The organism is Mariniblastus fucicola (genome assembly GCF_008087665.1).
GTDB classification, from domain to species: Bacteria; Planctomycetota; Planctomycetia; order Pirellulales; family Pirellulaceae; genus Mariniblastus; species Mariniblastus fucicola.
In genome coordinates this window covers 2,431,034-2,451,502 of sequence record NZ_CP042912.1, presented here as the reverse complement: position 1 = coordinate 2,451,502, position 20,469 = coordinate 2,431,034, and the positions used below count along the sequence as shown (strand labels likewise).

Sequence of the window (20,469 nt, the reverse complement as noted above, 5' to 3'; positions counted from 1 at the left end):
TTGAGAGATTTCAATTTTGTCAGAATCGCATCGCCCAACCTCGCATTGTTTCCCGAATCAGCAAGCAATGGCCAGTTGACTCCGTATTTAAGTACGGCGTCTATAATTAGCCTCAACCGGGAGTTCTGCAACAAGAGGGTTTACAATCGGGAGCGCAGCAACCGCTGCTGTTGTCCTCGTCATGCTATCCGCTTTAACGAGAGAAATGGCCTTCCCGAACAGCCGGTTGTAATCGGCACCTGATGCGTTGATTCACATTCATTTCGGAGTGGGCAAATAAATGGACACAGACGACCAAGCCGTTGATCCCATTTGCGGAATGCAGGTTGACCCAGACACCGCGTTGTCGTCCTCCAAGGATAGCGAAACGTTTTACTTTTGCAGTCGACATTGCCAAGAAAAATTCGAGTCAATGGACGCTCCGGTAAGTGGTTGCTGCCAGCAAGAGAGTAGCGGCGAAAAGGTCAAGCCGACGTCGAGTGCCAACTACTATTGCCCGATGTGCGAAGGCATCGAAAGCGACCAACCGGGAGACTGTCCGAAATGCGGAATGGCACTGGAACCGACTCACTTTGCCCAGCCTGCTCAAGAGACCATCTACACTTGCCCAATGCATCCAGAGGTTGAACAGGATCAACCGGGAGCCTGTCCGATCTGCGGCATGGACCTTGAGCCTAAATATGTCACCGCAGAAACCGCAGACGGCGACAGTGAACTGGTATCTATGACGAACAGGTTTTGGATATCGGTCGCCTTGGCTGTGCCCGTTTTTCTGCTGGCGATGTTGCCTATGGTCGGCATTCCGATCGACCAGTGGATCGGCGGACCAACCGTGTCGCGTTGGCTTCAATTCACACTCACGACGCCCATCGTGTTTTGGTGTGGCTGGCCTTTTTTTGTGCGTGGCTACCGCTCCGTTCTGAGTTGGAACCTGAACATGTTCACGCTCATTTCATTGGGCGTCGGTGCCGCTTACGCCTATAGCACCATCGCCTTAGTCTTTCCGCATTGGATTCCAGAATCCTTCAAGGAACACGGTAGCGTCGCCGTCTACTTTGAAGCCGCCGCTGTGATTATCGCACTGGTATTACTCGGCCAAGTTCTCGAATTGCGAGCCCGTCGTCGCACAAGCGGAGCCATTGCAGAACTGTTGTCACTTGCCCCGCCGACGGCGCGAGTCATCCGCAACGGCGTCGAGCAAGAAGTGCAGCTCGAACAAGTTCAGGAAAACGAGATCATCAAAGTAGTACCCGGTGACAAGATCCCCGTTGATGGTGAAGTAGTCGACGGCAAGAGTTCGGTCGACGAGTCAATGATTACAGGCGAACCGATTGCAGTTTCGAAAGTCGTAGGCGACGAAGTCATCGGTGGCACCGTCAATCAAACAGGAGCCTTTCAAATGAAAGCGTTGCGGGTCGGTGGTGACACGACGCTTTCTCAGATTGTCAACATGGTCGCCAACGCTCAACGCAGTCGGGCGCCGATTCAAAAAGTCGCCGACACGGTAGCGGGCTGGTTTGTCCCTGCCGTGGTCGTTGCCGCGATCGCGACCTTCATCATTTGGGCGTTCCTCTCTCCCGCCCAGCCAGCGTTGGCTTACGCTCTGGTCAACGCAGTTGCCGTTCTGATCATCGCTTGCCCTTGTGCCTTGGGGCTGGCGACGCCGATGTCGATCATGGTCGGCGTTGGTCGCGGAGCCAAAGAAGGTGTGTTGATCAAGAACGCTGAAGTGCTGGAAACGATGGAGAAGATCGACACTTTGATCGTGGACAAAACCGGGACGTTAACTGAAGGACGCCCGCGGCTTACCGAGATCGAAATCAGTTCAAATACACCTTTCAACGCAGATCAACTGTTGGCTGTTTGCGCTGCCGTCGAAAGCTACAGCGAGCATCCGTTGGCGGCGGCAATTGTGAACGGAGCAAAAGAAAAAAAACTGCAACTGTCCTCAGTTGAGAGATTTGATTCAATTACCGGCGGAGGCGTCGTTGGTACCGTCGAAGGTCACTCAATTTTGATTGGCAACGAGCATCTGTTGCGGGAAAAGGGCATCGCCAACATCGAGTCGATGTCCGATCGTGCAGTTGAATTACAAAATCAGGGCCGCACCGTCATGTTTGCCGGGGTCGATGGGACTTTCGCAGGATTGATTGCCGTTTCCGACCCGGTTAAGCAAACGTCTGCAGCCGCAATCAAACAGCTTCACGAACTGAACATCAAAGTCGCGATGCTGACAGGCGACAACGAGCGCACGGCCAAGGCGGTTGCGGATCAGCTCTCGATCGACGAAGTTGAAGCTGGAGTCAGTCCAGAAGATAAACACGACCGAGTCAAACAGCTGCAATCGTCTGGAGCAATTGTTGCCATGGCGGGGGACGGCATCAACGACGCCCCGGCACTGGCTCAGGCAAACGTGGGCATCGCGATGGGCACGGGCACCGACGTCGCGATTGAAAGTGCGGGAGTCACGTTGGTCAAAGGGGATCTCAATGGGATCGTCAAAGCGATCAAGCTTAGCCGCGACACGATGAGCAACATTCGTCAGAATCTATTCTTCGCGTTCATTTACAACGCACTCGGCGTACCCATCGCCGCCGGAATTCTGGTGCCGCTCTTCGGCATCAACGCTCTATTGAGCCCAATGATCGCTGCCGCTGCGATGAGCCTGAGTAGCGTATCGGTGATTGCCAATGCATTGCGGTTGAGGAATTCGTAGGCACCAGCCGATCTACTCAATAATTAGCCTGCTAGTTTTCGTCGCTCGATTGTCGGCTAGTTTGACAGCGACTAATTGCAGCACTCTCAATCTGTAACAGCAATCGTCGCCATCATTTTCCACGATTCGAACTCGACCGCTCTTTGATGGACAATCTGAAAACCATTTGATTCAAACAGGTCTGTGTAGTTGTGCGAAAAAGACAGCTCTTCACCAAACGGAACGGATTCTGTTGTCTTCTTCCAATCGTGATCGTCAGCAACAGGCTCAACCGCAAAGAAAACTGCAGGGCCAAGATTGTTGCAAATGTGAGTTAGCATTTCATCGAGTCGCTCGCGTCGAAAGTACTCGAGGACTCCGCCGTTAGACACGAACAGCGAATTCGCTTGCCCGTTTTCAAGTAGCCACTTCCCGCCATCGGCATTGAGGAAGTTTATTCGCGAATCGAACTTTGATGATTCTTGATTCTTCCGAACTTGTTCTGCATTGATCTCGATGCCTGTCGATGATTCAACGCCGCCGAGTTCAGTCGTCATGTATTGGAGTAACAGGCCCGAGTTGCAGCCGAATTCAACGATGTGCTTTGGCTGTCGCTCGTCCCAGATTTGGCGAAGTTGATCGAAGTCAAGTTTTTGCTTCGACAGAAACAGATTTTCGAAGCGATGGTCGCAGTTCTCTGAAAAGACAGCTCCACCTTCGCCTTGCCAAAAGTCAATGTGAAGTCGCTCGAAGAAGTCGGCATCATTCTGACGAAAGGCTTGCCGCTTGAGATGTGCCATGATCAGCTTGTCTTGTAACCCAGTCGGTTGGCTGATGGGAGTGTCAATCAATTCTTTGGTACGCTTGGAGGCGATCGCGGCCAAAACTTGCCCTGCGAACTGCTTGGCCGTTTGCTTCAACGAAGTGTTTTCAGCGTGCTCAATTGATAGTGGTTTATTCATGGGATCTCAGTTGTCCAAAAGCTGGTTTGTTGGCTTGACGGAAGGGGAAGGTAAAAGAATCGCAGCAACGATTAGTCGATTTTGAAAGTTGTGGTTCCTGCGCATCATGCTACGGCCTGTCTTACAACGGTTCAGTCAACCGATAGGACGACGATTCGTGAGTTGGGGGGTGTGACGTCGATTTAATAAGCATCTGGCATGCCATTAAAAAAAGCAGGAGAAAACGATGAAGCTAAGTCAAAAGTGTTTCGTGAATGCAACGCTTGATGTTTTTGCGATTCATTTGTGTGGAGCCCTGTACCGCTTCTGCCTTGATCTCCATTTGCCTCAAACGCAAACGGAAAGACCATTAACGGAACGGTACGAATTGACAGACAAAGTTACGTTTCAAAAACTCAAAATCGCTCGTCTGGTGAGCAAAAATCACCGAGCAGAAACCGAACTTAAGTACAGACTTTCGCGGGCAGATAGCCTGATCCTGTACCAAAGTACGGACTGACATTCCTCGCGTTTTATGGGCTCAGCCAAGAGGCCGTATTTCGGTACGGACAAAGTGCCTAAACCAGTGGTTTGAGCCCAAAAAAAATCACCGTTCCAAGGTACGGCCATCGTCGGATTGAGTGGGATTTGGCGTCTGTTATGCGGAAATGACAAACAAAGGACTGACAAAGCAATTCTGACGTATAATGGTGAGGGTGTTACTCGTCTTGACCCGGAAGCTCCAGCCCACAATCATTTGGGCTAGGACAGCACAATGAAAAGCCAATCAACAATTCGACGTTCGATGATCGCGACACTCTTGGTGTTCGCGACCGCCGCCATCGGTTTGCAATCGCTGGCTTTCACATCTGGTTCTGCCTGCGGGTGCAGTTGCAGTGCGACTAAAACCGTCGAAGCGGTTCCGTCCGTTACAGAATCCTCGTGTTGTTCCCGTGCGGTTCAAGATTCGGAACCCAGTTGTTGTTCGACCAAGCAAGCCGCTCCAACAAACGGCTGCTGCTGCAATCCCGAAGCGATGACTTGCAAGTGCGTTGATTGCAATTGCAACGCCGAGGAAGACCAACCGGATCCACTTTCGCCAGCAGTGCCGCCCAGCGAATCAAACGAGACCGTCTCGCCAGTTTTGATTTGTGCGGCCCCGGTCGTTGGGTATCCTCGTGAAGTCGGTAAACGACTTGTTGCCCATCCACGATCCGCACTTGAATTCGCGGCCCTTTCTTCTCAAGAACGTTGCGTTCTGCTCTCTCGTTTTACGTGTTGATTCCGAAATCGACAACGTAAATGCGCGCTCATTTCTCCACCAAAACGCTCTGAAGAGCCGTTTTGTCTGATGCCATTGCTAACTTCGTTTCGCCTGTCGTGATCTTTCACTTGGGTTCCAAACGAACTACCGAAGCATCACGCGAGGAAATCAACTGCCCGCATTCACGCACTTAATGCGAACTCATCTCGATTTCGTACAGCTTCGTTTGTGAATCAGACATCCTGATTCGCCAATCAAGCCCAATAGATTCTTGCGCGAGTATGACCATGGCAGACAAAAATGACACTCCCGAAACACGGATACCGCTTCCTGCGGATGCAGGTGCTGGTGCGCGAAATGGATCAGCTACCGATCCGGCGACGACGGTGATTGTCGTGGCGACAGGCAATAGCTCTGTTGGAGAAACCAATGGAATGGCGAGTCGGTCAATTGATTTGCCAGTAATCGACGCACCCAGCGAAACGGAATCCGATTCTGTTCAGGTTGTTGACTCGATCGCATCGGCACCAGCGGAAGAACAGCAAGGGCCGACAGTCCGATCCAAGTTTGGAATGCCGCTTGAGATCCTCAAGCTGTTCCTCGTGCCCGCAATGATCATAGGAGCGTTTGCAATCGGAATCGCACTGCTTGGGTTGGCTCAGCGTAACAACTGGATCCAATCGGCTTCGGCGGGGAGTGATTCAAACGCCGCTGGAGCAACTTCTCAGGAAGCCGACGTATCGTACATCTGCCCAATGATGTGCGTTCCTCCAACCAACAAGCCCGGTCGTTGCCCGGTCTGCGCAATGGAATTGGTTCCAGCTGCCAAAGGTGGATCGTCCGGCCCATCGAGCACAATCGAAATCGACCCTCGTTCACGCCGCGTCGCGGGAATCAAGACAACGGTTGCAACTTTGCAGACTTTGGCCCGTGAGGTAAGCAGCGTTGGTGAAATCAAATACGACGAAACGCAGCAGAAGACACTTGCCGCCTACATCGACGGTCGCATCGAACAGTTGAAAGCGGACTACACCGGCATCGAAGTTAAACAAGGCGAGTCGCTGGGGATGCTGTACTCGCCCAATCTCTACTCGGCCCAAGTCGAATACCTGAAGACGTTGGAATACAACGAACGATCAAACTCTTCAAACACTCGGGTACAAAATTCAAATCGACGTCTGCTGAAAAGCTCTCGCCAGCGACTTGTCGAGCTTGGCATGACCGAGCCTCAGATCAACAACCTCGACGCTGAACGAACTGCTCAGAGGACGCTTGACTTATACGCACCAATTAGTGGCACCGTAATCGAGAAAATGGCAACGCCCGGTCAATACATCAAGGCCGGGGCTCCGATCTATCGTTTGGCAGACCTGAGCAAAGTTTGGCTGGTACTCGAACTGTTTCCGGAAGACGCCAAAGCGATTCAGCTTGGTCAGATCGTCACTGCCACGACTCAGTCACTTGGCAGCGAGCCTTTCGAGGGCCGTGTCGAATTCATCGAACCAACCGTTGATCCCAAAATGCGAACCGTTGGCGTGCGCGTCGTGATCGACAATGAGAAAGGCTTTTTGAAGCCGGGCGAGTTTGCTCAAGCGACGTTGACGATTCCGATCGCCTCGGATCAAGACGGCATGACCAAAGAGACAGTGGTCATCCCTCGCAACAGCTTGCTTTCCATCGGCAAAACTTCGTTGGCTTACGTAGAAACGAAACCGGGAGTGTTTCAGCTTCGCAAGCTCAAGACGGGCCCGTCCGTCGACGGAATGGTTGCCGTCTTTGAAGGGATTGAATCAGGTGAAAATGTAGTTTCGAAATCAACGTTCCTGCTCGATGCCCAGATGCAACTGCAAGGCAACCCGTCGCTTATTGATCCCGACAAAGCTGTCGAGGATGGCGAGGCCCAACTAACGGAAGCGGAAAAGGAAGAAATCCGCAAAGCGATGGAGAATTTGAGTGACGCCGACCGGGCTCTCGCGGAAGCACAAGTCATTTGTCCGGTCACCGAAGTGCGATTGGGTTCGATGGGAATGGGGACGCCGATCAAACTTGAAATCGAAGGCCGCACGGTTTTCATTTGCTGTGAAGGGTGCCGCGATAGTTGGGTCAACGAGCCGGACAAGTATTTCAAGATCCTCGACGACTACCTTTCTGGGAAGTCGAAGCAACGGGAGCTGACCGATGCCGAGAAAAGCGAAATCCGCGAAGCACTCGAACCACTGAGCGAAGAAGACCGGGCTCTCGCGGAGGCTCAAGTCATCTGCCCGGTCACCGAAGTGCGACTGGGTTCGATGGGAATGGGCACGCCGATCAAACTTGAAATCGAAGGCCGCACAGTTTTCATTTGCTGTGAAGGGTGCCGCGATAGTTGGGTCAACGAGCCAGACAAGTACTTCAAGATCCTCGACGACTATCTGTCTGATCCAAATGGCAGTGATAACTCTATGCCCATGAGCCCAGCAAACGGCGACGATGAGCTGCCGCAAATGCAGCTTCCACAAATGCAGTTACCGAAGATGGATCTACCGCAAATGCAACTGCCTCAGATGGAGTTGCCCAAGCAATGATTCGCTCAATCGTAAAATTTTGTATCGAAGAGCGCCTAATCGTCATCTTGGTGGCGTTGCTGGTCGTTGCGATCGGTTGGTTTTCCACCAACTCAGTTCCGTTGGACGCCATCCCTAACGTTGGCGACAACCAAGTCATCGTGCTGGCCGACTGGCCCGGCCAATCTCCCAAAGACGTCGAAGACCAGCTGACGTACCCGCTCTCGGTTGCTCTTCAAGCCGTGCCCGGCGCGATCAGCGTTCGCGGCAAAAGCATGTTTGGATTTAGCTTCGTCCAAGTCACTTTCGACGATAGCACCGATTTTTATTGGGCACGTTCGCGAGTCGCAGAGCAGCTGCTTTCCCTGCCGTCGGGCAAAATCCCTAAAGGCGTTACGCCCGTGCTGGGGCCGGACGCGACGGGACTCGGGCAGATTTTCTACTACGTGCTGGAACCTGCACCTGATACCGACCTCGCCGACTTGAGATCGTTGCAAGACTACGTCGTCAAGCTGGCGCTCGAATCCGTCGATGGCGTTGCGGAAGTTGCTTCCATTGGCGGCTACGTTCGCCAGTATCAAATCGAAGTCGATCCGGACAAGCTTCGCTACCACAACATCACGCTGAACAAATTGCTGATGGCCGTCAAAGCATCCAACGCGGAAGTCGGTGCGAAGACCGCTGAGACTTCTGGGATGGAATATCTCGTTCGCGGCAAAGGCTTTCTCGGTTCGGGTAAATCCGAAGAAGAAACCATCGAGCAAATTGGCGACACGGTCGTGCAATCGAATGAAGGCGTGCCGATTCGAGTTCGTGACTTGGCCGCTGTACAAACCGGCCCCGCTTTCCGCACAGGTGCCTTGGACTTAAACGGTTCCGAAGCCGTCGGTGGCGTCGTCGTGATGCGGTATCGAGAGAATCCGCGCACCGTCATCGAGAACGTCAAAGCAAAGATCGCTTCTCTCGAACCTGAACTCGGCGGTGTCAAAATAACAGGCATCTACGACCGCACGTTTCTGATTGACGAAACCGTCCACACGCTCAGCGAAGCTTTGATGCAGGAGACGTTGGTCACGATCGCGATCGTCATCTTGTTCCTGTTGCATTTTCGGGCCAGCCTGATCATTGCCATTTCTTTGCCGCTGGCTGTGCTGATTGCGTTCATCGCCATGAATGTCTTCAGTGTGGATGCGAACATCATGTCGCTTGCCGGAATTGCCATCGCGATCGGAACGATGGTCGACATGGGCATCATCGTCCTTGAGAACATCTATGACCACTTGGCGGATTGGGAAAAAGACGGGGCCTCCGAAGGTCTCATCGACGGTGGCAGCACGGAGACTCGTGTCGATGTCATCCGCCGCGCCGCAACTGAGGTCGCTCCGGCGGTGGTGACTGCGGTCAGCACAACGGTCGTCAGCTTCCTACCCGTTTTCTTTCTCACCGGTCGCGATCAAAGACTGTTCTCACCGCTGGCTTGGACAAAAACATTCGCCATCGTTGCCAGCCTGATCGTTGCGGTCACCGTTGTCCCAACCCTGTGCCGACTGTTCCTGAAAAGCAGTCGAACGCCAAAGTGGGCTGCCTTCGTGGGAGCGCTCGGAGTTGCCGCCATCGCGGGACTGTTGTGTCAGTTCGTCTGGGGCCATCACCTGAATGACGTCTGCGTCGCAGCGATCAACTGGTTGTCGGTCGCCGTTCCCAAGCTCGGATTGCAACCTGTCGAAACGATTCCGCTGGAGTGGCTGACGGCAGTGGTTTCCGTTCTTGGCTTCGCAATCGGCTGGTGGATTCTGCGAGAGCGAATTCGCCCGATTGAAGAAAATCCGGTGAGTGGATTGATCCGGTTTCTCTATGCAGCGCGGTTACGATTTGCTCTGCGACACAAACTGTTGATGCTCTCCTTTCCCGCTTTCATCATCTTTGTTGGTGCGGGGGCTTGGTTCGGCTTCCCAACGATTCTTGCTCCTATCGAAAAGGTCGCTAATCGGCTCGGAGCCGAGCTAAATGAACTTCCCGGTTACGTCGACGCAAAGCACACATTCACCGGCCTTGAGTCAGATGACTGGATCGCGTTGGACGAAGGAAGCTGGTTTTACATGCCCAGTCTCTATCCGGCGGCAAGCTTTTCCCAAGCGATGGAAGTTTTGCAAACGCAAGACGCGATGATCCAACAGATCCCGGAGGTTGAAAATGTCTTGGGCAAGATTGGCCGAGTCGATTCGGCACTCGATCCTGCTCCGGTCACAATGGTCGAAACCTACATCATGCTCAAGCCGCGAGATCAGTGGCGGGATGGTGTCGATGCGAAGGCCATTTGGGATGAAGTCAATGCCGTTGCAACTTTGCCCGGCGTGACACTGGCGTCTCCGCTGCAACCGATCCAAGGTCGAGTCGTCATGTTGGCCAGCGGAATCAAAGCTCCGATGGCGATTCGCGTCTACGGCGATTCGCTTGAGGGACTCGGGATCGCAGCCAATCGAGTGGCAGACGTGTTGAAAACCAATCCGCTTGTCGATGAAAGAACAGTCAATCCAGACGTTGTTCTTGGTAAACCCTATTTCGAGTTCGAAGTCGATCGCGATCAGTCGGCCCGTTACGGAATGACAACCGAGATGGTAAACGAAATTGTTGGTGCGGGACTTGGTGGCGTCAACGTTACCAATACCGTCGAAGGCCGCGAACGATACCCGGTTCAAGTTCGCTTCCGCCGAGACATACGCGAGCAAGTTGATTTACTTGACAAAGTTCCCGTCGTAACACCGACCGGTGACATCGTTCCATTGGAACGCCTTGCCACCACGAGTACCTCTTGGGGGCCGGGCATGATCAACAGCGAAGATTCGCGGTTGGTCGCGCACGTGATCTTCTCTCCGTCCGGCGTTCAAGGCGACATTGAAACCGTCAATTCAGCAATGAAAACGCTGACCAACGCCAGAGCCAGCGGCGAACTTGAGTTTCCGGACGGCAATTTTGAGATGGTGCCGGTTGGATCATTTGAAAACCAAGTGAAGTCCAATCTTCGGCTTGCGTGGCTGGGGCCGCTGCTTGATCTGGACTACCCAAAGGAGATCAACTCCATACAGGATCGAATTGCGTGGGTGCTGAACTGGGTTCCGCTGGGATTGGTTCCGCTGGCGATGTTGATCAACTTTTTCTTGCTCTATTTGAGCTTCAGGAACTTCTCCATTGCCGCCACGATCTTTTCAGCCATTCCCGTTTCGTTCGCCGCAGGGATGGTTGCGATCGCGATTGCGGATGTGCAGATGAACACAGCGATCTGGATCGGCTTCATCGCCCTGTTCGGTATCGCCGTCGATGATGGCGTCGTTATGGCGACTTACATCCAACAACTCGTCAGGCGACGTAATCCAAAAACGATCGACGAACTTCGCGAAACCGTCTACGACGCAGGGATGAAACGCGTTCGGCCTTGCCTGATGACCACGGTGACAACGCTCGTCGCTTTGCTACCCGTACTACTTTCTGATGGCCGAGGAGCAGATGTCGCTCGTGCGATGGCGATCCCGGTCTTTGGCGGCATGCTGATCGAACCGTTCTCGTCTTTCGTCGTGCCTACCGTTTATTGCGCTATCGCAGAATTCAAAATGAAGATGGGAATCGTCCTTGAAACGACCCCCGAGATCGAAACCTAAAGGAGTGCCAAAAAATATGACCCCAGAAAAATGAAACTCAATCTCTAGTACTTAATTTACTTTTTGAAAATTCGGGAACCATTGGAACCCACGACATTTAACAGACACAGGTGAGATATGAAGACACTACTAACATTCGTTGCCGTTGCATTGCTTGCGGTTTCGGCGATCGCTCAAGAAACACAACAGAAAAGCACGCTAACTGATGCCGATCAATTGCAGATTGCCGTACAGAAAATCTGCCCCGTCTCCGGCGGAGCCCTTGGTTCTATGGGCGATCCCGTCAAAGTCAAAGTCGGCGAGCAAGTCGCTTTCCTTTGTTGCAAAGGCTGCCAAGGAAAAGAGTTGAATGCCGAACATTGGAAAACGATCCAAACAAACATCGCAGCGGCTCAAGGAACGTGCCCCATCATGGGCAAACCAGTCGACGCCTCGATGAAATCGACAGTCGTCAATGGTCAGCAAGTTTTTGTTTGCTGCCCACCATGTATCGCCAAGATCCAAGCGGATGCTGACGGTTCTTTGAAGAAAGTGAACGCCAGTTACGTCTCTTTCGTTGCGAAAGAACGTCAGGCAAAAAGCGATCAGCTCCACGCAATGGCACAAGGCATCTGCCCGGTGTCTGGCCAAAAGCTTGGCTCTATGGGCGCTCCCATCAAAGTCAAAGTGGGCGAAAAGGAAGTCGCTTTCCTTTGCTGCAAAGGCTGCGTCGGCAAAGCACTCAACGCAGAACATTGGAAGACAATCCAGACCAACCTTGCTACTGCTCAGAAAACGTGCCCGGTGATGGGCAAAGCGGTTGATGCTTCGATGAAATCGACTGTCGTCAACGGTCGCAAGATTTTCGTTTGTTGTCCTCCATGCATCAAGAAGATCGACGCCGATCCAGCAGCCTATGTGGCGAAGCTTGATGCGCAGATCGCTGCTTCCAGCAAGCAAGAGTAAGTGGATTTAGAAGAGTAAAACTACAGAACCAACAAATTTTGAGAGTTAAAAATGTCAAAACTAACCAACGCCTTATTCGTTTTCGCCATGTGCTTATGCCTTGGCGGATGCTCATCTCCAGAACCTGCGGTGCCTGCAGCGGCACCAGCTGGCGGCTGATGACAGTCAAAATCAGCGTCCGGTTCGGACGCATCAACAACACCGCCTGTTGAAACCAAATCGGAAGAACAGGAGGCTGATGAAACAACAAAAAGTGAGCCTGATGCCAGTGAAGGCAAGAGTGAAAGTAGCTGATCGGAACTCATGAAATTATTGCTCGAATGTGCACTTTTACGGGGAAGTGCATTTCCGAGTACGAGTGTCGAGTCAGCAGGAACCGTATGGCGAATGCGACTCGACAATCTCGAATTTGAGTTTTAGTGAAGCGTCAACAAAAGAAAAACAAAGGAATTCAAATGACTGGATTCACAATTGGAAAGGTCGCGAAGGCCGCCGAGGTTGGCGTCGAAACGATCCGATTTTATGAGAGAAAAGGATTGATCGAACAGCCAGTCGCAACTGGTACGTACCGCATCTACCCACGCAGCGTCGTGGAGAGGATTCGGTTCATCAAACGTGCAAAAGAACTTGGCTTCAAGCTTGACGAAATCAAAGATCTGTTGGCCTTGGCTGATTGCCCGAAAAACGATCGTGCTGCCGTCAAAAACATCGCGTCCCAAAAAGCTGAAACGCTTCGCAGCAGGATTGCCGAGCTTCAAAAAGCGGAACAAGCTTTGTCCGAGTTGGTAGAAAACTGTTCCGGAGAGGGATCAGTCAAAGGATGCCCAATCATTGATGCGTTGATTGACAACGATCTTGGAAAGGAACTATAAAGCAGCGGTAGACTTCCCGACCTTGTTCTCGTCCGTTCGATATGGCAATTCCTGAAAATCAAATCAATACGCTGATAGAACCTTGGCGTCACCATTTGAATAAGCTCAGTGACAGATTCCTGCTTTGCCGCGTGCAGTCTGACAAGGCTTGGTTCCTAAATTAACGTCGTAGTAGATCGCAAAACCCAATGACTGCAGAATTCTTTCGAGCTTCGCCCTACGCCGATGACGCCATGAGCCTTCCGGTTCGAGATATCGACACGGCGATTCCGTTTTACGAGTCGAAGATGGGCTTTCGCGTTGCGTCGCGATCGGAAGAGGGATGTCGCAAGGCGGTGCTTGAGCGGGATACGATTCAAATTGGACTGGCCGAAAACGGCGGTGATCCTGCACAAGAAGGCTGTTTCTTTGAGGTCGACGATGTCGAGGCGGCTGTGGCTGAACTTCGATCGTACGACTCAAGTTTCAAAGCGGAACTTCAAATGCAGAAACATGGTGACACGACGTATCGGCTGTTCTTCGTCATCGCACCCGATGGCTTGTGCTATTGTATCGGCGAAGCACAGAGCTAATTTGCTGAACCCTTCTCTTTAACACTGAGTAAATGACGTAACTCATTCTCAAACGACTCGGGTGTTTGAAAACCGTTTAGTTTTTTGACCTGCTTTCCTTGAGGTGAAAGAAACCGAATATCTGGAAGGCTGGCGACTTTGAACTGTTTGGCAAGGTCAGGATACTCATCCGTGTCGATCTTGAGGAATACACATTTCTCCAGAAGAGCAGCAACCTCTTCGTCGACGAAAGTTTCGCTGACAAGCCGTTTGCAGGGAGAACACCAAACGGCCATGAAGTCCAGAACGAGCGGTTTGTTCTCGCTCTTTGCTTTGGCGAGTGCCTCGGCATAAAGCGGAGGTGGCGTAAACTCACTTGACGAAACAAGAGCGTCGTTGGCATTACCAACTTGCACATTCTGCACAACAGTTGCCGGAAATCCGGACTTGTCACAGGCAGCAAGAATCTCTGCCTTGGAAACTCTATCGGAATCGTATGCGATGATGAACTCATCGCGATCCAGTTCCATCTCAACTTCTTCAATTCCGGGAAGCCCATCCAGAGCCTCATTGACCGCATCGGGTCAGGCCATTCACGTTGCGCCGCTCTTGCTTTTGGTAAACCCGGCAAAGTGCAAGCGAATCTGCTCCAGCTTGTTTGTTGATGTTCGACCTTCGGTCTGCTGATTTGCTTCCTTGCTTTGATCGCATCCAATCAAGAAGAAGCTGACAATAAGTGCGACGGCATAAATTACGAACCGCATGGAAGATCCTTGGTCTGATTCAAATGCAACAATGCCAACTTTCCAAACGTTGAACCTCGGTGCAAGGCCAGCTACCACATTGGCAAGGATCAGTTTACTACAGAGCATTGTTCGCAACCGCTTATCTCTATCGGTGATCGCGCGAATGGCCATGGCGGTCCAAGGCCCTGTTTGGATCAACTGGGTGACCGTGGCGATCCCTTAGTGGTCGAGTGTCTCGAATGGGTTGCCGGATTGGCTGCTGTTGTTGCACTGGCTGAGTCTTTCGGATCATGTGCTCCAACAAATATGCGGAAGAGAGCACATCAGTAATCGCATCTCTAGAATGTTCGATCCCGATCCAATCCTGAGTCCGCACGCCAATTTGAGCTTGCCGAACAAAAAGCGATTCAATGTGAGCCGTTTTCTGTTTCACCTGACCGATATCTTGCCAGCGATGAGTGAAGTTGATTTGTCCCCAGTTTTTATTGTGGGCCAATCCGTGCATGTGCTCGACAAGCGTCTCTACACCTTCAACGTCTACATCAAGATGTCTTGAAACTTCGTAACCTTCCAGATGCTCATGAAACTCGTCGTGCAGTTCTTTTACCGCCGCCTCGAGGATTTCCGTCTGGCGGTCAATCAACTGTGTATCGACGGGCAGGTACTGATCGACACGCAAAGCAATAGTGGTTGTTCCTTGAGCCACTTGTCGCATTTGAGTGATTCCGTTTTGAGCCTGCCCGCCGCGAAGCCAAGGTTGAGTCAAATCAATCGTACGCGAAATTCGAAAAGAAAGCTGCAAGAAGTCACTCGCGCTTCCACGCATTTGCTGCATGGATTGTTGGCTACCGTCTGATTGCGTAACAGTCGCTTGCAATGCTTCCGCCTGCCGCTCAAGCGCCGTGACGTCATCGTCCAGTTTCTGACCATGCCGTTGTCCTTCAAGAAAGGCATGGTGTTGGTCATGCAACATTTTCGTGTATTGAGTCAACTGCGAGGTCATCGTCTCGATATCGCGTAGCTGGGCTTTGCTCAATGCGTTTGGCGGTTGCTGAAACTGCTGCTGAACTCCCCCCTGCTGGAAATTGCCTAGTTGTTGCTGAAAGTTTCCTTGCTGCCCAAATTGCTGCTGTTGAAATTGCTGTTGCGGAACGACCTGTTGAGGTTGCGTAAATTGCTGCTGCGGGAATCCTTATTTTTGAGGAAATCCCTGCTGAGGTTGGACCAATCTTTGCTGCTGTTGGGGAAAACTTTGTTGCGGCACGACTAACTGCTGAGTTCCTTGCACTGGGGCCGATTGGATGTTGGTAGGCGGCACCAGTGTGCTGCTTTGCTGGGTTGTCGTTGGCGGAAGCGTTGGAACAACCTGATTGTTCCCCTGGGCATCCAAATTCCCCTCCGCCAAGATTGCCAAAAAGACGACCAGTGGTGCGAACAACATCTGTTTGGCCAACATCATGAGCTTGCTCTCGCTAAGTGTTTCAAAAAGTAACTCCGCTACTACACGTATGCGGTTATATCAGAGTGTTACAATGAAAGTCTGAATTTCGTGAAGTTAGTTTACGAGATTGCTTTGATCTTGCCCCCGAATCCTGATCCATGCAGAGCGTGAAAAAATTTGGTATTTTTCACAATCCAGGAGGATCAAAATGAAGCGAAAAAGGTACACGGAGGAGCAAATTGCATTTGCCCTTCGTCAGGGAGAATCGGGAACGCCCATTGTGGATATCGTTCGCAAGATGGGAATTACAGATCAGACTTACTATCGGTGGAAGAAGAAGTTCGCCGGGATGGGCGTTGCTGAAGTCCGGCGCTTGAAGCAACTTGAGGAAGAGAATCGAAAGCTGAAACAACTCGTCGCGGACCTTAGACTCGACAAGAAGATGCTTCAGGACGTTGTCCAGGGAAAGGTCTAAAGCCCGATCGTCGGCGGACGATCGTTAAGAAGCTTCAAGTTTCCTATGAAGTTAGCGAACGTCGCGCACTGTTGGCGACTGGATTCCCCAAGTCCAGCCACCGATACAAAAGTGTTAAAGATGATCGGGCAGATCTTCGTATCAAACTTCGTGATTTGGCCACGAGCCGTGTTCACTACGGCTATCGCCGCCTTCATGTTCTCTTGCAACGAGAGGGTTGAAAGGTCAACCACAAACTGGTCTACCGGGTTTACAAGGAGGAAGGCCTGGCCATGCGTCGCAAGCGGCCTCGCCGTAACCGGAGCTGCCAGATTCGTGAAGAAAGAGCTTCTCCAACTCGTACTCGGGAGCGCTGGAGCATGGACTTCATGTCGGATCAGCTGTATTGTGGGCGTCGTTTTCGGCTTCTGACGTTGGTCGATAACTTTAGTCGAGTTAGCCTCGCGATCGAGTCAGGCCAAAGAATGACGGGCGACCATGTCGTTCAGATTCTGGAAAAAGTTTGCAAGGTCCACGGATTCCCTGAAGTGATTCAGGTGGACAATGGACCTGAGTTCATTTCCCAGAGTTTGGATTGGTGGGCATACTGGAACAAGGTTAAGCTTGATTTCAGCCGTCCCGGCAAACCAACCGATAATGCCGTGATAGAGTCGTTCAATGGGCGTGTTCGGCAAGAATGCTTGAATGAGAACTGGTTCCTTTCCTTAGAGGATGCTCAGGAGAAACTTGATCAGTGGAGGAAAGACTACAACCAGAATCGACCGCATAGTAGCTTGGGTCAGCTGACTCCCAACGAGTTTGCGGTCCGGCAGTGTTCTCCGACTTCGGCTACGCCTCAGTCTCCGAACACTGCCTGAGGGAAAGAAAAACTCACGCTCCAAGTGGACTCAATTCGGGGCAAGGTCAAGGCTCAGTAGAACCTCTTATCACATGGAACAACTTTTTGGGAGCAGGCCAGAGAACCAATTCGAAGTACATCAATGGCACGGGTCTAGCACTTGCTTCCAACTTGTTTTTCCCGACGGTCTCCTTTTCATGCCTATTTGAGAACGCACTCTGGGAACGAGAAAATGTCGCTGAATGGCGCAACGTGCTGCGGTAAACATTGGCAAGAACGGACTAAGATCTACTTCAACCCCAAGAAAACCTAGAAAATTCAATCAAGGTTTCACATCCGTCCTCTTCAGAAAGCGCGTATGATTTGTTGATTGGGTTTCCATTGATGCTGCATCTAGCCATCGTCCCAACGGTTGGTTATGGAGTCTAGAGCGCTCGCGATTTTCTTCGCTCGGTCTTCACACTGTTTGTTCGCAAACTTTGTAAAGCACCAGGGTAATTCTTCGAAAATTGCATGAAAACCAATTGGGTCAGCCTTCATTGCAAGGATCGAAGGGTCAACCAGATGAACAATAGACTCGATCGCTGCCCAAGCTTCATGCGAGGCAGATGCACTAACTGAATCGGCGATTTTGCTAGCGGCGACTTCTTTTTGATGTTTTCGTATTGAGCACTGGGCGACTTGTGTAACCGAAAGCGTTCGATCTCCGAAAGCCAGCTGTTCAAGCCAATCTTTCGTTGCTGATTGCGAGAGGTATCCCGACACAAATGCAACTGCACGACGCAATTTCCAGCTTGCGTCAGGCAGAATCTCTGCGATAGATTTGTGGACAATTCGATCATCGCCGTGTCGCCTGAAGGCAATTCCGATTGCGCGCAGAATCTTTTTGTTGCTCGTTTCCGACAAGTACCCGCAAAGATCGACGGTTGCTTTGGTCGCGTTTATCTTCAACAAAACTGCGGGCATTTTTTCACCAAGCTGAGAATCATGTCGGAGCGTCCTCAGGGCAATCTCATACGCGCTTGAGTGATCTGCGGCTGCCAGCTTTTCGATCGCGGTTGCTTTGTCGCCGTTGAAAAAGCTGCCGGTTGGAGCTGCGGAATGCTCCCACAACAAATTCAATTCATCCTTGACGCTTGGGTCGATCATTTCATCGACATAACCCGATGCGAAAGTACCAAAACTATCAGTGAAGAAGATGTGCTTGCGAACTAGCTCACGAACGGATTCCTTCGTCTCGACTTGACTGCCGACATAGCGAAGGACGTCGAGGTCGAGCCTGTCGAATGATTCATCAGGTAGAAGCTGGACGTAATGTTCTGGTGTGGCGTCGCTACAGCCATCCATGACTTTGAGTACCGGATACTTATGGTTGCCAGTACGGTATTGTTCAGTAAGTCGTTCAAAAAACGGTTGGCATTCGGTGGCTAGATCATCCAATGCCAAAAGAGAACACAACGCCATATCGCTATCCAATTCGCTTTCGGTCAGTTTTGACTGAACCAATGGCAAAAGGTCTGCTCTTCCGCTTTGGCCAATTGCCAAAATTGCGAACGTGACCACCCCCCGGGTTTAGTACCAGGCCGAGTGAGAGAATGGGGTTAGTAAAAACGGCAGTGTTCTGGAGGCTGAGGCGCAGCCGAAGCCGGAAGAACACTGCCGGCCGCGTAAGCAGCAGGGGTTTGATAGTTCAATGAGCTGTGGGGGCGATGATGGTTGTAGTCCAGTCGCCAGCGATCGATCACCCAGCGAGCTTCTGACAGGCTCAGGAAGATTTCTCGATTCAATAGCTCGTCGCGCAGCTTGCCGTTGAACGACTCCACGTAACCGTTCTCCCAAGGACTCCCTTTGGCAATGAACAGCGTTTTGACTTCCGCTTGGTTGAGCCAGCGACAAACCGTTCTCGCAACGAACTCGGGGCCGTTGTCGCTGCGAATGTGTTGTGGGGTGCCTCGAATGGCAAACAGATATTGCAAAACGCCAACGACGTTTTGAGCCGTGAACGAACGAGCAACTTCGATCGCAAGACACTCACGAGTGTACTCATCGATCACCACCAGCATTCGAAGTTGACGGCCATCTTCGGTGCGGTCGGTGACGAAGTCGTAGGACCAGACATGATCTTTGTGTTGAGCTCGATGACGGTAACAGCTGTTTTCACTACCGCCGGGAAAACGACGTTTTCGATGCTGTTTTTGAGGGACTTGCATGTTCTCTCGCTTCCAAAGGCGATGCACGCGTTTGTGATTCACTCGCCAGTGACGTTCAAGTAGCAACCGGTGAATACGGGCCGCGCCATAACGAGGACGCCGCAACGCCAACGCTCGCATTTCCTGGAGCAAGGCCGCTTCATCGTCACGACAACGCGGTTGATAGCGGTGAGTGCTACGAGATTGACCAAGAACACGACAAGCTCGACGTTCTGATACGCGATCTGGCCCCAATCGACGGCGGACTTCCGTGACCACACGACGCCGACGTTCAGGGCTTACCAGTTTCCCTTCGACGCTTCCTTCAGTATCTCCATATCCAATGCCTGCTCCGCAACCATCTTCTTCAAACGAGCATTCTCTTTCTGCAACGTTCTGAGTTCCTTCACCATGTCAGGCTGCATCCCGCCATACTTCTGACGCCACCGATAGTAAGTTTGCTCCGTGATATCCAAAAGCTTGCAGACTTCGGGTACCTTCTTCCCTTTACCAAGCTCCACATCGGCACGACGAAGCTTCGAAATAATCTGATCGGTGCTGTGACGTTTTCGTGACATCCAAAAATTCCTTTCTGGGCAAAGCCCAGAATGAATTCTCGCACTCAGCATGGATCAAGTTTAGGGGAGGAGGTCAACGCCGATCGTGACTGAAGCCTTGAGGAAAGCAATTGAATCAAGACGGCCGGAGCCCGGTGTGCTGCTTCATCACAGCGATCGAGGCTGTCAGTACACCAGCGACGCCTTTCAGGGAATTCTTCGAACGCTAAACATTCAGTGCTCAATGAGCCGAACAGGATGCTGTTATGACAACGCCGTCATGGAGCGGTTCTTCTGGTCGCTGAAGCATGAATGGACGAAGCATCGTCGCTACGAAAACCTTGAGGAGGCTCGCATGAGCGTCTTCAAATACATCGAGACGTTTTACAACTCGAAGAGAATTCATCAAACTCTAGGGTACCAGACGCCCGACGAATTCGAAAGAAACTACCGTGCAGCTTTAGCTGCTTAACACGAAACCGGAGTCCACCAGTCTTGGGCTATCGCAACATATCGTGGATACAGGCGGCAAGCGTTGTATTGCTTGTTTCGACTGCTCGATGACGCGCTTCCCGGCGGAACGATATTCCAACCTGAGGGAAAAGAAGATCTAGCTATTTATGATCAAAACGGCCAGTTGCTAGAAGTGATTCAGGTAAAGGACTATTCGTCCAACTTGACGGTTTCAAATGTCAAGCCAACCTTCTTCAAGCGAGTGCTGGCAGATTGCGAAGAAGGATCAAGTGTATCTGTAAA

General features: G+C 51.7%; 15 protein-coding genes and 1 pseudogene. 9 read left to right on the top strand and 7 right to left on the bottom strand.

The annotated features are described in order from the left end of the window. The first annotated feature begins 280 nt into the window (after positions 1 to 280). Positions 281 to 2,716 (top strand): heavy metal translocating P-type ATPase, encoded by a 2,436-nt coding sequence (locus tag MFFC18_RS09025; protein ID WP_075082847.1) that lies wholly within the window; start codon positions 281 to 283, stop codon positions 2,714 to 2,716. Between the two features lie 86 nt (positions 2,717 to 2,802). On the opposite strand, the gene MFFC18_RS09020 is transcribed toward MFFC18_RS09025, so the two are convergent. Then, positions 2,803 to 3,657, bottom strand: coding sequence for a methyltransferase domain-containing protein (locus MFFC18_RS09020; RefSeq protein ID WP_075082848.1), 855 nt, complete (start codon positions 3,655 to 3,657; stop codon positions 2,803 to 2,805). Between the two features lie 226 nt (positions 3,658 to 3,883). Between MFFC18_RS09020 and MFFC18_RS09015 the strand changes: the two genes are divergently transcribed. From MFFC18_RS09015 to MFFC18_RS09000, 4 genes are all read left to right on the top strand, one after another. Next, positions 3,884 to 4,156 carry a hypothetical protein gene (locus tag MFFC18_RS09015; RefSeq protein WP_075082849.1) on the top strand — a complete coding sequence of 91 codons (273 nt, stop codon included), beginning with the start codon at positions 3,884 to 3,886 and terminating at the stop codon, positions 4,154 to 4,156. Between the two features lie 1,031 nt (positions 4,157 to 5,187). Beyond that, a complete protein-coding gene (locus tag MFFC18_RS09010; RefSeq protein ID WP_157665057.1) occupies positions 5,188 to 7,464 on the top strand; it encodes an efflux RND transporter periplasmic adaptor subunit in 2,277 nt (758 codons plus the stop codon). Then, a complete protein-coding gene (locus tag MFFC18_RS09005) occupies positions 7,461 to 11,099 on the top strand; it encodes an efflux RND transporter permease subunit (RefSeq protein WP_075082852.1) in 3,639 nt (1,212 codons plus the stop codon). Before MFFC18_RS09010 ends, MFFC18_RS09005 begins: the two co-directional genes overlap by 4 nt. A gap of 117 nt (positions 11,100 to 11,216) precedes the next feature. Next, complete coding sequence (locus MFFC18_RS09000; RefSeq protein WP_075082853.1) at positions 11,217 to 12,044, top strand: hypothetical protein; 828 nt, start codon at positions 11,217 to 11,219, stop codon at positions 12,042 to 12,044. A 20-nt stretch (positions 12,045 to 12,064) separates the two neighbouring features. On the opposite strand, the gene MFFC18_RS08995 is transcribed toward MFFC18_RS09000, so the two are convergent. Then, on the bottom strand, positions 12,065 to 12,349 hold the full coding sequence (locus MFFC18_RS08995; protein ID WP_075082854.1) for a hypothetical protein: 285 nt from the start codon (positions 12,347 to 12,349) through the stop codon (positions 12,065 to 12,067). A 150-nt stretch (positions 12,350 to 12,499) separates the two neighbouring features. Between MFFC18_RS08995 and MFFC18_RS08990 the strand changes: the two genes are divergently transcribed. Then, positions 12,500 to 12,916: a MerR family DNA-binding protein gene (locus MFFC18_RS08990; RefSeq protein WP_075082910.1), complete on the top strand. Its 417-nt coding sequence runs from the start codon at positions 12,500 to 12,502 to the stop codon at positions 12,914 to 12,916. Between the two features lie 188 nt (positions 12,917 to 13,104). Continuing rightward, a complete protein-coding gene (locus MFFC18_RS08985) occupies positions 13,105 to 13,488 on the top strand; it encodes a VOC family protein (protein WP_075082855.1) in 384 nt (127 codons plus the stop codon). Here MFFC18_RS08985 and MFFC18_RS08980 read toward each other — a convergent pair. From MFFC18_RS08980 to MFFC18_RS08970, 3 genes are all read right to left on the bottom strand, one after another. After that, positions 13,485 to 13,997, bottom strand: coding sequence for a thioredoxin family protein (locus tag MFFC18_RS08980; RefSeq protein ID WP_075082856.1), 513 nt, complete (start codon positions 13,995 to 13,997; stop codon positions 13,485 to 13,487). The two genes, MFFC18_RS08985 and MFFC18_RS08980, sit on opposite strands and share 4 nt — an antisense overlap. A gap of 63 nt (positions 13,998 to 14,060) precedes the next feature. After that, the gene (locus tag MFFC18_RS08975; protein WP_148618752.1) at positions 14,061 to 14,384 is read right to left on the bottom strand and encodes a hypothetical protein; all 324 of its coding nucleotides are present in this window, start codon (positions 14,382 to 14,384) and stop codon (positions 14,061 to 14,063) included. Further along, positions 14,359 to 14,928 (bottom strand): hypothetical protein, encoded by a 570-nt coding sequence (locus MFFC18_RS08970; RefSeq protein ID WP_148618751.1) that lies wholly within the window; start codon positions 14,926 to 14,928, stop codon positions 14,359 to 14,361. The genes MFFC18_RS08975 and MFFC18_RS08970 overlap by 26 nt, the downstream gene beginning before the upstream one ends. Positions 14,929 to 15,862: 934 nt before the next feature. Between MFFC18_RS08970 and MFFC18_RS08965 the strand changes: the two are divergent. Continuing rightward, a pseudogene (locus tag MFFC18_RS08965) lies at positions 15,863 to 16,986 on the top strand (IS3 family transposase). A gap of 374 nt (positions 16,987 to 17,360) precedes the next feature. Here the strand turns inward: MFFC18_RS08965 and MFFC18_RS08960 are convergent. Both MFFC18_RS08960 and MFFC18_RS08955 read right to left on the bottom strand, forming a co-directional pair. Then, positions 17,361 to 18,431, bottom strand: a complete 1,071-nt coding sequence (locus tag MFFC18_RS08960) for a hypothetical protein (RefSeq protein WP_148618750.1) — start codon at positions 18,429 to 18,431, stop codon at positions 17,361 to 17,363. A 137-nt stretch (positions 18,432 to 18,568) separates the two neighbouring features. After that, positions 18,569 to 19,734, bottom strand: a protein-coding gene (locus tag MFFC18_RS08955) for an IS3 family transposase (protein ID WP_087149599.1) whose coding sequence is annotated in 2 segments (ribosomal slippage) — positions 18,569 to 19,470 and positions 19,470 to 19,734 — 1,167 coding nt in all. Because the reading frame shifts where the segments join, the coding sequence is not laid out codon by codon here. Positions 19,735 to 19,816: 82 nt separating this feature from the next. Here MFFC18_RS08955 and MFFC18_RS08950 point away from each other — a divergent pair. Further along, on the top strand, positions 19,817 to 20,185 hold the full coding sequence (locus tag MFFC18_RS08950; protein ID WP_084416862.1) for an integrase core domain-containing protein: 369 nt from the start codon (positions 19,817 to 19,819) through the stop codon (positions 20,183 to 20,185). The last annotated feature ends 284 nt before the right edge of the window (positions 20,186 to 20,469 follow it).

Excerpts from the sequence above, each read along its gene's own strand:
- MFFC18_RS08990 (WP_075082910.1), top strand. The coding sequence starts at position 12,500 with ATGACTGGATTCACAATTGGAAAGGTCGCGAAGGCCGCCGAGGTTGGC.
- MFFC18_RS09015 (WP_075082849.1), top strand. The coding sequence starts at position 3,884 with ATGAAGCTAAGTCAAAAGTGTTTCGTGAATGCAACGCTTGATGTTTTT.
- MFFC18_RS08975 (WP_148618752.1), bottom strand. The coding sequence starts at position 14,384 with ATGGCCATTCGCGCGATCACCGATAGAGATAAGCGGTTGCGAACAATG.
- MFFC18_RS09025 (WP_075082847.1), top strand. The coding sequence starts at position 281 with ATGGACACAGACGACCAAGCCGTTGATCCCATTTGCGGAATGCAGGTT.
- MFFC18_RS08970 (WP_148618751.1), bottom strand. The coding sequence starts at position 14,928 with ATGCGACAAGTGGCTCAAGGAACAACCACTATTGCTTTGCGTGTCGAT.
- MFFC18_RS09000 (WP_075082853.1), top strand. The coding sequence starts at position 11,217 with ATGAAGACACTACTAACATTCGTTGCCGTTGCATTGCTTGCGGTTTCG.
- MFFC18_RS09020 (WP_075082848.1), bottom strand. The coding sequence starts at position 3,657 with ATGAATAAACCACTATCAATTGAGCACGCTGAAAACACTTCGTTGAAG.
- MFFC18_RS08985 (WP_075082855.1), top strand. The coding sequence starts at position 13,105 with ATGACTGCAGAATTCTTTCGAGCTTCGCCCTACGCCGATGACGCCATG.
- MFFC18_RS08995 (WP_075082854.1), bottom strand. The coding sequence starts at position 12,349 with ATGAGTTCCGATCAGCTACTTTCACTCTTGCCTTCACTGGCATCAGGC.
- MFFC18_RS09005 (WP_075082852.1), top strand. The coding sequence starts at position 7,461 with ATGATTCGCTCAATCGTAAAATTTTGTATCGAAGAGCGCCTAATCGTC.
- MFFC18_RS08960 (WP_148618750.1), bottom strand. The coding sequence starts at position 18,431 with ATGGCGTTGTGTTCTCTTTTGGCATTGGATGATCTAGCCACCGAATGC.
- MFFC18_RS08980 (WP_075082856.1), bottom strand. The coding sequence starts at position 13,997 with ATGGAACTGGATCGCGATGAGTTCATCATCGCATACGATTCCGATAGA.
- MFFC18_RS09010 (WP_157665057.1), top strand. The coding sequence starts at position 5,188 with ATGGCAGACAAAAATGACACTCCCGAAACACGGATACCGCTTCCTGCG.